Source organism: Aeromonas sp. A35_P (assembly GCF_002259925.1).
In the GTDB taxonomy this organism is placed as follows: domain Bacteria; phylum Pseudomonadota; class Gammaproteobacteria; order Enterobacterales; family Aeromonadaceae; genus Aeromonas; species Aeromonas dhakensis.
Genome location: NZ_NEVB01000022.1, coordinates 1 through 12,233 on the forward strand (window position 1 = coordinate 1; position 12,233 = coordinate 12,233).

10 protein-coding genes are annotated in these 12,233 nt (G+C 62.4%); 5 read left to right on the forward strand and 5 right to left on the reverse strand.

Going from position 1 to position 12,233, the window contains the following annotated elements; all coding sequences use genetic code 11:
• The 3 genes from CAK78_RS02015 to CAK78_RS02025 all read right to left on the reverse strand — a co-directional run.
• Window positions 1–791, reverse strand: a 791-nt coding sequence (locus CAK78_RS02015) for an IS5 family transposase (RefSeq protein WP_141214105.1), incomplete at its 3' end; no start/stop codon positions are given.
• A 44-nt stretch (window positions 792–835) separates the two neighbouring features.
• Entirely contained in the window at window positions 836–1,333 is a 498-nt protein-coding gene (locus tag CAK78_RS02020) for a hypothetical protein (protein WP_094696184.1), read from the reverse strand.
• An 85-nt stretch (window positions 1,334–1,418) separates the two neighbouring features.
• Entirely contained in the window at window positions 1,419–1,835 is a 417-nt protein-coding gene (locus tag CAK78_RS02025) for a hypothetical protein (RefSeq protein ID WP_094696185.1), read from the reverse strand.
• Window positions 1,836–1,925: 90 nt separating this feature from the next.
• On the opposite strand from CAK78_RS02025, the gene CAK78_RS02030 reads away from it, so the two are divergent.
• On the forward strand, window positions 1,926–2,594 hold the full coding sequence (locus CAK78_RS02030; RefSeq protein ID WP_094696186.1) for a response regulator transcription factor: 669 nt from the start codon (window positions 1,926–1,928) through the stop codon (window positions 2,592–2,594).
• Window positions 2,595–2,637: 43 nt separating this feature from the next.
• Window positions 2,638–3,867: a sensor histidine kinase gene (locus CAK78_RS02035; protein ID WP_094696187.1), complete on the forward strand. Its 1,230-nt coding sequence runs from the start codon at window positions 2,638–2,640 to the stop codon at window positions 3,865–3,867.
• Window positions 3,868–4,008: 141 nt separating this feature from the next.
• Here the strand turns inward: CAK78_RS02035 and rimK are convergent, their stop codons facing one another.
• The gene (gene rimK / locus CAK78_RS02040; RefSeq protein ID WP_005308166.1) at window positions 4,009–4,905 is read right to left on the reverse strand and encodes a 30S ribosomal protein S6--L-glutamate ligase; all 897 of its coding nucleotides are present in this window, start codon (window positions 4,903–4,905) and stop codon (window positions 4,009–4,011) included.
• A 225-nt stretch (window positions 4,906–5,130) separates the two neighbouring features.
• Window positions 5,131–8,814, reverse strand: coding sequence for a methionine synthase (gene metH / locus CAK78_RS02045; protein ID WP_094696188.1), 3,684 nt, complete (start codon window positions 8,812–8,814; stop codon window positions 5,131–5,133).
• A gap of 203 nt (window positions 8,815–9,017) precedes the next feature.
• On the opposite strand from metH, the gene CAK78_RS02050 reads away from it, so the two are divergent.
• The 3 genes from CAK78_RS02050 to CAK78_RS02060 all read left to right on the forward strand — a co-directional run bounded on the left by CAK78_RS02050 (window position 9,018) and on the right by CAK78_RS02060 (window position 12,160).
• Window positions 9,018–10,295 carry a cation:proton antiporter gene (locus tag CAK78_RS02050; RefSeq protein WP_005308162.1) on the forward strand — a complete coding sequence of 426 codons (1,278 nt, stop codon included), beginning with the start codon at window positions 9,018–9,020 and terminating at the stop codon, window positions 10,293–10,295.
• Between the two features lie 472 nt (window positions 10,296–10,767).
• The gene (locus CAK78_RS02055; protein ID WP_005308161.1) at window positions 10,768–10,944 is read left to right on the forward strand and encodes a hypothetical protein; all 177 of its coding nucleotides are present in this window, start codon (window positions 10,768–10,770) and stop codon (window positions 10,942–10,944) included.
• A 181-nt stretch (window positions 10,945–11,125) separates the two neighbouring features.
• Window positions 11,126–12,160 carry a LacI family DNA-binding transcriptional regulator gene (locus CAK78_RS02060; protein WP_094696189.1) on the forward strand — a complete coding sequence of 345 codons (1,035 nt, stop codon included), beginning with the start codon at window positions 11,126–11,128 and terminating at the stop codon, window positions 12,158–12,160.
• The last annotated feature ends 73 nt before the right edge of the window (window positions 12,161–12,233 follow it).

Consider the following 12,233-nt stretch of genomic DNA (forward strand, 5'->3'; position numbering starts at 1 on the left):
AAAGCAATTACTGTCTTGTTTTTACGAGGATGCTTTTTGAGTTCCTTGAGTTTGCCAGGGCGCCTGGCAATCGCCCATTCAGCCTTCACATCGGCCAGCTCTTCACGGTTTTCTGCCCCCTGATATCCCGCGTCAGCGAACACAAACTCTTCCTTGCCATGGAGCAGATTCCCCACCTGATTGAGGTCGTGCTCGTTGGCTGACGTGGTCTCCAGACTGTGGGTGAGGCCACTCTTGGCATCAACGCCGATATGAGCCTTCATGCCGAAATACCACTGATTGCCTTTCTTGGTCTGATGCATCTCGGGGTCACGCTCTCCCCGCTTGTTTTTGGTGGAGTTGGGGGCTTCGATGATAGTGGCATCGACCAGCGTGCCTTGCTTCATCATGATGCCAGCGTCACAGAGCCACTGGTTGATGGCCTCGAATAGTTGGCGTGCCAGTTGGTGCTGCTCCAGCAGATGCCGGAAATTCATGATGGTAGTGCGGTCAGGGATAGCCTGGTCCAGGGAGAGTTTGGCAAACAGACGCATTGAGGCAATTTCGTAGAGTGCGTCCTCCATGGCGCCGTCGCTGAGGTTGTACCACTGCTGCATACAGTGAATGCGGAGCATGGTATCGAGTGGGTAGGGACGACGCCCGTTACCAGCTTTGGGATAGACGGGTTCGATGACCCCCAGCATCCTTGGCCATGGGAGCACAGCCTCCATGCGAGCCAAGAATATCTCTTTACGGGTTTTACGGCGTTTGCCATTGAACTCGCAGTCCGCGAAGGTGAGCTGGTGACTCATGCTGAACCTCATCCCTGATGCCAAGTGGGGTTCATGATCTCACATCAAGGACTTGTTCGCACTTTCCCTGGTTCATCTTCCGGATTGGCTATCAGGATCTCGGTCAGGCGGCCCTGCTGGTTACGACTGAGCACCAGTTTGCGGCCCGGTTGCAGGTCGGCCGGGCTGCCATTCAGCCAGCGAGTATCGTCATCGAAGGAGAGCACGCCGAGCCCCTGCAACCGCAGGGCGCGACCCGTGACGGCCAGCAGGGAGGCTTCAGCCCGGCGCCACTGGCTGGTCGGCAAGAATCCGGCGATGGCGTCGGCCATGCCAATGCGCTCGGCGACGCCGTCACGGCTGAGGATGGCCAGACGCATGCCGGGTCTGAGCTCATCGTTGCCTGCCACCCCGCTCAGCGCGGCATTGCCGAGCTCGAGTTCGGCCCCCTGAAACTGCAGGCGCAGGCCATCGTTGTGTTCCAGCTCCACCAGCCAGAGTTCACCATCGGCGGCCAGAGCGCAGAGCGGCAGTGTCAGCAGCAGGAGGGAGGTGCGTGTCATAACAGAAGGCCCATAGTGAAACCGTGCTAGGTTTAACTATGGGCCCGGTGAGTGGTTTTTTCCGCCCGGTTCGTCTTGCCGTGCGTCAATCATCCTCGCGGCAGCGGCTCAGGCGCATGCCGTCAAACTTGCACTCCAGCTCCAGCCAGCGTCCTTCGAACGGAGCCAGACTGTCGTCCGAAGTGACATAACCCCAGATCCGCCCCTGCTCCACCGGCCCTTCCAGATCCATCTCGTCATCCTCCTCCAGCGCTTCGACCTCGCGGATCAGCCGCAGCTCGCCCTCGACCACCCCTTCTAGGTCGACCCAGGTGCCGCCGAGGTCGTCCTCTCTCAGCCCGTCCTTGAAGCGGGTCTGTTCGTCGATCACAAAGGGGATGCCGTTGACCATCAGCTGGCCCAGCTGCCAGGTGGTGCGGCCGGTCAATTTGAACTCCGCCGACTGCGCAGCGCCGAATGGCAACAAGATCAGCAGCAGGAGAGTACAGAGAGACTTCTTCATCGGGGATCCTCGGGGTTACACTGCCACACAGGATGCCTCATCCGGTGTGAGATGACCGTGAAATGCCGGTCGCAACCAGGAGATCAAAGCATGAAAATACTGGTGGTGGAAGACAATCCCCAGGTCGCGGAAACCATCATGGATTATCTGGAGCTGGCGGGCCACCGGCTGGACTGCGCCTACCACGGCCAGGCGGCCCTGCAGTTGCTGGCCGAGCAGCGCTTCGACGTCATCATCATGGACGTCATGATGCCGCGCCTCGACGGCCTCAGCACGGTGGCCCGCCTGCGAGAGCAGGGGATCCCGACCCCAGTGCTGTTTCTCACCGCTCGCGACAGCCTGGACGACAAGCTGGCGGGCTTCAAGGCCGGCGGTGACGACTATCTGGTCAAACCGTTCGCCATGGAGGAGCTGGAGGTGCGGCTGCAGGCGCTGGCCCTGCGCGGCCCCCGCAGCGACATGGGGGCGCTATGCGTGGGCGAGCTGACCCTGGATCCCGCCAGCGGCCGCGCCACCCGGGCCGGAGTCGAGCTCAAGCTCGGCAAGATCCAGTTCCAGATCCTCACTCTGCTGGCGCGCCGGGCTCCCGCCCTGGTTACCCGCCAGGAGGTGCTCGATACCGTCTGGGGCGACGAGGAGCCGGACTCCGATGCCCTGCGCAGCCACATCTATGCCCTGCGCAATGCCCTCGACAAACCCTTCCCGGCCCCCATGCTGGAGACCCTGCACGGCCAGGGCTATCGACTGGTGACCCCATGATGGGCCGCCAGCACTGCCTGACTCTGCCCGCGGGGAGGCCGTCATGAGCCTGCCCAGCCTGCGCCGTCGCCTGATCCTCACCCTGAGCGGCGCCGGCCTGCTGCTGCTGGTCATCATCAGCCTGCTGATGGTGGTGGCCGAGGACAAGATGGAGGAGCTCAGCCTGCGCCACTGGCTGGAGGCGGAGGTGACTCGCTACGGCGACGACTGGTTGCGGCTCGGCATGGCGGCCCCCGCCCCCAGCCCGCGTCAATTCTCCAGCTACTGGACCGAGGCCGGCCGCCTGCCGATCTGGCTCAAACCCTACCAGAGGCCGGGTTTCTACGAACACGTGCTGGGGGACGAGGACAAACACTTCCTGGTGCGGCCCCATCCGTCCGGTAAGGGGCTGCTCTATCTGGTGTTCAACGACGACGCCGACGACTACCTGGATCCCTACGAGGATCAGCTGCACCTGGCGACCCGGCTGATCGGGCTGACCCTGCTGCTCGGCTGCATCGGCTTCGGCATCTGGCTGGTGCGCCACATCACCCGGCCGCTGCAGCGGCTGCAACAGCGGGTCGCCCACCTCACCCCGGATCAGGCCGACTTCGTGCCCGATGCTCCCTGGCAGGAGCTCAGGGACATCGAGCTGGCGCTGCTGGCCGGCAAGCAGGAGGTGGCCGCGGTGTTTGCCCGCGAGCAGGAGTTCAGCCGCTTCGCCAGTCACGAGCTGCGCACCCCCAACATGGTGATCCAGGGCTCGGCCGCCCTGCTCGGCAAGGTGAGCGATCTGCCCGCCCCCGCCGCCCGCGCCACTACCCGCATTCGCGCCGCCGCCGACGAGATGGCGCTGCTCACCGAGACTTTTCTGCTGCTGGGCCGCAAGGAGCCAGTGGAGCGCCCGCCCCAGCAGGTGGCGCCGCTCATTCGCCAGGAGCTGGCCCGCCTCGCCCCGTTGCTGCAGCGAGAGGAGCTGGATATCCGGCTACAGCTGGACGACGAGAGCGAGGCGCTGGCCCCCCTCTCCCTGCTCGCCATTGCGCTCGGCAACCTGCTGAAGAATGCCCTCAGCTACGCCGAGGGGCACATCGACATCGAGCTGGCCGGCCCCCTGCTCACCATCAGCAACCCCACCGCCGCCGCGCCGGATCAGATCCTCGGCTACGGCTGTGGCCTCACCATCATCCAGCGCATCTGCGAGAAGCTGGGCTGGCAGATAGAGACCCGGCTGGAGGGGGGCATCTTCAGCGCCCGATTGGTGATGATCACCAGCGAACCAACGAAGGCATAGCCCCCTCATCCCCGGCCCTTCTCCCGCAAGGGGAGAAGGGAGACAACAGACACTCCTCGGCAAGACCGCGGCCCACCAGCCAGATAGCAACAGGGCGCCCGAAGGCGCCCTGTTTGCAATGCGTTGGCCGCAAGCCCGGCGTCACTCCGCCGGCTTGTGCTTGCGACTCGCCTTGAGCTCGAGAAACTCGATGATCTTACCGGCCACGTCCTTGCCGGAGGCAGCCTCCACCCCTTGCAGGCCGGGGGAGGAGTTGACCTCCAGCACCAGCGGGCCGCGGGCACTGCGCAGGATATCCACCCCGGCTACGTCCAGCCCCATGATCTTGGCGGCCTGCACCGCGGTGGCCCGCTCTTCCGGGCTTATCTTGATCGCCTCGGCGGTGCCGCCCCGATGCAGGTTTGAGCGAAACTCCCCCGGCTGGGCCTGGCGACGCATGGCCGCCACCACCTTGCCGTTGACCACCAGGCAGCGGATGTCGGCGCCGTTGGCCTCGCGGATGTACTCCTGCACCAGGATGTTGTTGTTGGTCTGGATGAAGGCCTCGATCACGCTCTCGGCGGCCTTCTGGGTTTCGCACAGCACCACACCGATCCCCTGGGTTCCCTCCAGCAGCTTCACCACCAGGGGCGCACCGCCCACCATGGTGATGAGATCGGGCACGTCGTGGGTGCTGTGGGCATAGCCGGTCACCGGCAGGCCGATGCCGTGGCGGGAGAGCAGTTGCATGGCCCGCAGCTTGTCGCGGGAGCGGGAGATGGCCACCGAGCTGTTGAGCGCCATGGTGTTCATCATCTCGAACTGACGCAGCACGGCTGTGCCGTAGAAGGTGATGCTGGCCCCGATGCGCGGGATCACCGCATCATAGCTCTCCAGCTCCCGTCCTTCGTAATGGATGGAGGGGTTGTGGGAGGCGATGTTCATGTAACAGCGCAGGGTGTCGAGCACCTCGACCTGATGACCGCGCGCCTGCGCCACCTCGACCAGACGGCGGGTGGAGTAGTTTTTCGGCTCACGGGATAAAATGGCGATCTTCATGACAATTCCGCTAGGAGGCAGTGCCTGGGCAGGATGGGGCGGGAGAGTATAAAGTGCCACAGCGCCAAGACAACGCCAATTGTTTCTCCTGACAACAAGACAAACCACACAGAAACGTGCGCTGCCATCCCGCTGTCACCCGCTTGTCAAACGACGGCACCAGACTGGTCTGTCTCCCGGGTCTGGATGCCGCCTCCTTCAGCGAGGATCAATCGGGCCGACGCCTCAGTGCAGGTTCGGCCCCAGCCAGCGTTCGGCCTCTGCCAGGGTCATGCCCTTGCGCACGGCGTAGTCCTCCACCTGATCCCGCTGGATCTGGGCCACCGCGAAGTACTTGCTGTCGGGGTGGGAGAAGTACCAGCCCGACACCGCCGCCCCTGGCCACATGGCGTAAGACTCGGTGAGCTGCATGCCAATGGCCTGCTCCACATCCAGTAGCTCCCAGATGCTCCCCTTCTCGGTGTGCTCCGGGCAGGCCGGGTAACCCGGCGCCGGGCGGATGCCACGATAGTTCTCGCGGATCAGCTCCTCGTTGGAGAGTGCCTCGTCCGGGGCATAACCCCAGTGCACTTTGCGCACCTGCTCGTGCAGGTACTCGGCAAAGGCCTCCGCCAGACGGTCGCACACCGCCTGAATGAGGATGGCGTTGTAGTCATCGTGCTCCGCCTTGTAGGCCTTGGCGATGGCCTCCTCGCCGATGCCGCCGGTCACCGCGAAGGCGCCGATCCAGTCCGGCTTGCCGCTCTCTTTGGGGGCCACATAGTCCGCCAGACAGTAGTTCGGGAAACCCTGCTTCTCGCTCTGCTGGCGCAGGTGGTGCAGCACTTTTTTCACTTCAGTGCGCGACTCGTCGGTGTAGACCTCGATGCTGTCCCCCACCGTGTTGGCGGGGAACAGACCTATGATACCGGCGCAGCGCACACTCTCATCTTTCTCCAGCTGATCCAGCATGGCGTTGGCGTCGGCAAAGAGGCGCGTTGCCTCCTCCCCCACCACTTCATCCTCCAGGATGCGGGGGAACTTGCCCGCCAGCTCCCAGCTGAGGAAGAACGGCGTCCAGTCGATGTAGGGGCGCAGCACCGAAATGGGCACGTTCTCGAACTTCTGTACGCCGGGCTCCCGGGGCGCCGGCGGCTCATAGCCCACCCAGTCCAGCTGATGGCGGTTGGCACGGGCTTCCGCCAACGTGATGGGGCGCGAGCGCGGCTGCTTGCGGGCGTGCTGCTCGCGGGCGATCTCGTACTCCTTGTCGATGCGGGCCACAAAGGCGGGCTTGAGATCCGGGCTCAGCAGGCTCTGGGCCACCCCCACCGCGCGGGAGGCGTTGGAGACATAGACCACGGGCTCGGAGTAGTTCTGCTCTATCTTCACCGCGGTGTGCGCCTTGGAGGTGGTGGCACCGCCGATGAGCAGCGGCAGCTTGAAGCCCTGGCGCTCCATCTCTTTCGCCACGTGCACCATCTCGTCGAGAGATGGGGTGATGAGGCCCGACAGGCCTATGATGTCAGCCCCCACCTCCCGCGCCGTCTTGAGGATGGTCTCGCAAGGCACCATAACCCCGAGGTCAATGATCTCGAAGTTGTTGCACTGCAGCACCACGCCCACGATGTTCTTGCCGATGTCGTGCACGTCGCCCTTGACGGTGGCCAGCACGATTTTGCCGTTGCTGGAGCCGCCGGACTTCTCCGCCTCGATGTAGGGCTGCAGGTAGGCCACCGCCCGCTTCATCACCCGGGCCGACTTCACCACCTGGGGCAGGAACATCTTGCCTGCGCCGAACAGATCGCCCACCACGTTCATGCCATCCATCAGCGGCCCCTCGATGACGTGCAGCGGCCGCTCGGCCCTGGCCCGCGCCTCTTCGGTGTCCTCCTCGATAAAGTCGGTGATGCCTTTCACTAGGGCGTGTTCGAGCCGCTTGCCCACCGGCCAGCTGCGCCACTCCTGCTCCCGTGGATCCTCGGCCTGGGCGCCGGCACCGCGATACTTCTCGGCGATGGCCAGCAGCTCCTCGGTGGCGTTGTCATTGAGGTTGAGCACCACCGCCTCGACCTTCTCTTTGAGCTCGGCCGGGATGTCTTCATAGATGGCGAGCTGGCCGGCGTTGACGATCCCCATGTCCATGCCGTTCTTGATGGCGTGGTAGAGGAAGACGGCGTGGATCGCCTCACGCACCGGCTCGTTTCCCCTAAACGAGAAGGAGACGTTGGAGACACCGCCGGAGATCATGGCGTGGGGCAGATTATCCTTGATGTCCTTCACCGCGTCGATGAAGTCCACCGCGTAGTTGTTGTGCTCGTCGATGCCGGTCGCCACCGCGAAGATGTTGGGGTCGAAGATGATGTCTTCCGGCGGGAAGCCCACCTGATCCACCAGGATGCGGTAGGCGCGCTGACAGATTTCGAACTTGCGGGCGCGGGTATCCGCCTGCCCCACCTCGTCGAACGCCATGACGATGACGGCGGCGCCGTAGCGGCGCAGCAGTTTCGCCTGCTCGATGAACTTGTCCACCCCCTCCTTCATTGAGATGGAGTTGACCACCGGCTTGCCCTGCACGCACTTGAGGCCGGCCTCCAGCACCTCCCACTTGGAGGAGTCGATCATCACCGGCACCCGGGCGATGTCCGGCTCACCGGCGATGAGGTTCAAGAAGCGCACCATGGCCGCCTCGGCATCCAGCATCCCCTCGTCCATGTTGATGTCGATGATCTGGGCGCCGTTTTCCACCTGCTGCTTGGCCACATCCAGGGCCTCGTCGTAGAGCCCCTCCTTGATGAGCCGCTTGAACTTGGCCGAGCCGGTGACGTTGGTGCGCTCCCCGACGTTCACGAACATGGACTCAGCCGTGATGATGAGGGGCTCAAGGCCCGACAGCCGGCAGGCCACCGGCAGATCCGGCAGGGCGCGGGGCTTGATGCCCGCCACGGCGTCCGCCATGGCGCGGATGTGGGCCGGGGTGGTACCACAGCAGCCGCCCACCAGGTTGAGAAAGCCGCTTTGTGCCCACTCGCGGATATGCTCCGCCATCTCGGCAGCGTCGAGGTCGTACTCGCCGAACGCGTTCGGCAGACCGGCGTTGGGGTGGGCGCTCACGCAGGATTCGCTGATGCGGGAGAGCTCCTCCACGTACTGGCGCAACTCATCTGGCCCCAGCGCGCAGTTGAGGCCGAAGGAGACGGGTTTGACGTGGCGCAGCGAATGGTAGAAGGCCTCGGTAGTCTGGCCGGAGAGGGTGCGGCCGGAGGCGTCCGTGATGGTGCCGGAGATCATCACCGGCAGGCTGTAGCCAAGCTCCTCGAACACCAGGTCCACCGCGAAGGCGGCCGCCTTGGCGTTGAGGGTATCGAAGATGGTCTCGATGAGGATGATGTCGGCGCCGCCCTCGATCAGGGCATGGGTCGATTCGGTGTAGGCGGCCACCAGCTGGTCATAGGTGACGTTGCGCTTGCCCGGATCGTTCACGTCCGGCGAGATGGAGGCGGTACGGTTGGTGGGCCCTAGGACGCCTGCCACGAAGCGCGGCTTGTGGGGCTCTTTGGCCGTCCACTCATCCGCCACCGCGCGGGCCAGCCGGGCCGCCTCGCGGTTGATCTCGGCCGAGAGATCTTCCATCTCGTAGTCGGCCATGGCGATGCGGGTGGCGTTGAAGGTGTTGGTCTCGAGGATATCGGCGCCGGCGGCACAGTACTGATCGTGGATCTCGCGAATGACAGAGGGGCGACTCAGCACCAGCAGATCGTTGTTGCCCTTGATGTCGGTATGCCAGTCGGCAAACCGCTCCCCCCGGTAGTCCGCCTCACCGAGCTTGTAGCCCTGGATCATGGTGCCCATGGCCCCGTCGATGATTAGGATCCGCTCCCTGAGACAGGCTTCCAGCTTGTTTGTCACATCCGACTTTTTGTTCGACACCGCTCGTTCCTCTTACATCCATGCAACTGCGTAAACAGCATCCTAACAGCAAACAAATCAAATGGAAATCTAGCCATCTATCCGTCTATATTGGCGCTCCATATACTCACAAATGGGTAATGAGTAACATGTGACCCAAGAGTACCCTATGCCCGTCCTCAATAGGGATACGTGCTTGCTGTTTACTAAAGAGAAAAATAACTATGAGCGTCTACTACACACTCTGCTTCCTGGCAGCGTTGGCGATCTTTATCGCCTTTGCCAATCAGTATGTTGTGAAGATCCAGACCACCATCGCCATCACTGCGGGCTCCATGCTGATCTCCGCGCTGATGGTGCTGTTCGGTAAGCTGGGCTGGTTCAACCTGGAACCCCTGGCCGTCAAGACCATGGAGAGCATCGACTTCCAGAATTTCCTGCTGAAGGGGATCCTGGGCTTCCTGCTGTTCGCCGGTGGTCTCGGGATCAACCTGAAAGCCCTGCGCAGCCAGAAGTGGGAAATCACCATTCTGGCCATATTGGCGACCCTGCTCTCCACCTTCCTCATCGGCTATGGCTTCTGGTTCATCGCCAAGCTGCTGGGTTGGGACGTGCCGCTGGTCTACTGCATGTTGTTCGGTGCCCTGATCTCCCCCACCGACCCCATCGCCGTGCTGGCCATCGTCAAGAAGATGAAGGCACCACCCCAGATCGCCATCCAGATCGAGGGGGAGTCGCTGTTCAACGACGGTGTTGGCCTCGTCATCTTCGCCACCGTGTTTGCCGTGGCGTTTGGCGGCGTCGAGCCCACCTTCGGCAGCGTGGCCGGCCTGTTCCTGCATGAGGCCCTCGGCGGCATCCTGTTCGGTGCCGTGCTGGGTCTCATCGCTCACGTGATGATCAGCGCCACCGATGACGGTTCGCTGGAACTGCTGCTGACCCTCTGCATCCCGACCGCCGGTTTCGCCTTCGCCAACATGATCGGCGTCTCCGGCGCCCTGGCCATGGTGGTGACCGGCATCATGATCGGCAACTGGACCCGTCACAGCGGCTTCTCCGAGCAGAGCAGCCATCACCTGGATCACTTCTGGGAGTTGATGGACCAGTTCCTCAACGCCCTGCTGTTCCTGCTGATCGGTCTGGCGCTGGTGCTGCTGGATCTGGCCTGGCAAGACTGGATCCTGCTGGTCATCGCGGTGCCGCTCTGCCTGGCCGCCCGCTTTATCAGCGTGTCGCTGCCCTATGTGGCCTTCCGCAAGTTCCGCAGCTACAACAAGTTCTCGGTGCGGATCCTCACCTGGGGCGGTCTGCGCGGCGGTCTGGCCATGGCCATGGCGCTGGCGCTCCCCTCCGGCGTCATGATGCTGCCGGAGCACGGCGTCGACCTGCGTCAGGTCATCCTAGTGATGACCTACTCGGTGGTGATGTTCTCCATCGTGGTGCAGGGCATGACCATTACCCCGATGATCACCGCAGCCAAGAAGGCCTGCGGCGACTACTGAGCCATCGGCTGAGGTCAACGGATGATGAAAAAAGGGCTCCTTCGGGAGCCCTTTTTGTGGCCGCCAGACGGCCGTAAAATAAAAACTGCAAATAATTGTTTGCTTTTTGCGCATGTCGAGGAGAGAATGCGCGCCGGCTAGTTAATCAGCCCTGTTTATGTTTGCCCTGCAATGCTTCACCTCACGATGAATCCTGTCAGTACCCGCATAACCTTCTTCTGATTTACTCGCCCTGAGAACCGTTCAGGCTGTCCGCCTGCGTTGCCCGGCTCTCACGGTGCAGACCCGATCTGCCCACTCCCAAGTAGCATCATGCATCCGCGTGGTCCTTGACGCATTCCTTGAAAGTGCAGACGCCCCTGAACCGGGCTGGGTATTCCTGCGCGCTCGTCCGCTATCTTGCTGACCGCGCCCATCGACCTGACATTTGCCAATACAAGGAGCAAACACTTAATTTATATAGAGAAATACCATGATGAAAAGCGTACAAACTCGCAAACCCCTGCGTCGCAGCAAGCCCATCAACCTGCCCGTGCAAGAGCACGACTATGATGCGTTTCTGATCCAGTTCAGCACCCGTTTCAGCGGCGGCTTCGCCGTCTCCTGTGACGGCATTGCCGGCGAGTTCTCCATCGAAGAACTCAACTGATCCTGCCTGCCTACCGGCAGCGCCCGATGCAGACAGGCCGCAACTCACGGCGGCCTCTTTGCCTCACTCCCCGACACTGCCAAGTCGATCACATATCTCCCCTTCTCTCTTCACTGTCGATAGCCGACACCAAGAGATGCCGTTATAACTAGCCCCTCCTTCACGACCAGGAAGCGAGTGGATGGCCACGATCAAGCAGGTCGCAGCATTAGCCAACGTCTCGACGGCAACCGTATCACGGGTGATAAACAACTCGGCCTACGTTGAACCCGCGACCCGGGAGCGGGTCGACAAGGCGATGCGCACACTGGATTATCGACGGGACATGGCTGCCGTTGCGCTGGCCAAGCGAAGCGGCAATATGCTTGGCCTGTTGACCGGCAATCTTGCCGACCCCTTCTTTGCCAGACTGGCTCGCGGAGTGGAAGCCATCAGCCGCCACCACGGCTTTCGCTTGATGGTATGTAGCGGCTCCCATCAGCACGAACAGGAACAATATGGGCTTGAGTTTCTGATCAACCAGGGCTGCGAAGCGATCGTTGCCCATACCACCCGCCTCTCCGACGAAGTGCTTCTGCGCTATGCCGCCCACATGCCGGCACTCATTCCTATCAATCGCTATCTGCCCGAGCTGGCTCACCGCAGTATCTGGCTGGACAACCGGGCGGGCACCAGAGCCGCCGTCGATCATCTGGTGGCACAAGGCCATCGCCATATCGGCTTCATAACCTGCGATCTGCCCATCGCCGATCGGCAGTTGCGCCTGGAGAGATATCAGCAAGGAATGGCCAGCTACCATCTGGCCATCAAGCCACACTGGATTATCAGCCAGCCTTTTACCGAAGAGGGCGGTGAGCAAGCAGCAGCACACCTGCTGGCTGAGTGCCCGGAAGTCACCGCCGTGCTCACCTTCAACGACGTGATGGCGGCAGGCATGATGGCGCACCTGAGGAAATGCGGGCGCCGGCTCCCCGACGATCTGTCGATTATCGGGTTTGATGACATCCTGCTGGCTCGCTATCTCTACCCGACTCTCACAACCCTTCACTACCCCATAGAGACGATGGCCAAACGGGCTGCCGAGCTGGCCATTGCCAGACTGCAACAACAGGATACGGGACCTGGTTGTCATGAATTCAGCCCTTCACTGATCGTTCGAGACTCCGTTTCAACACTGATGCCAGCCCCGCGCTGCGACCATGATCACGTTTCATGACACCATGTAACCGGTTACATAGCCGGGAGCCAAGGCTCACACTTCCGACAGACTGCTCGCCACACAATGGCGG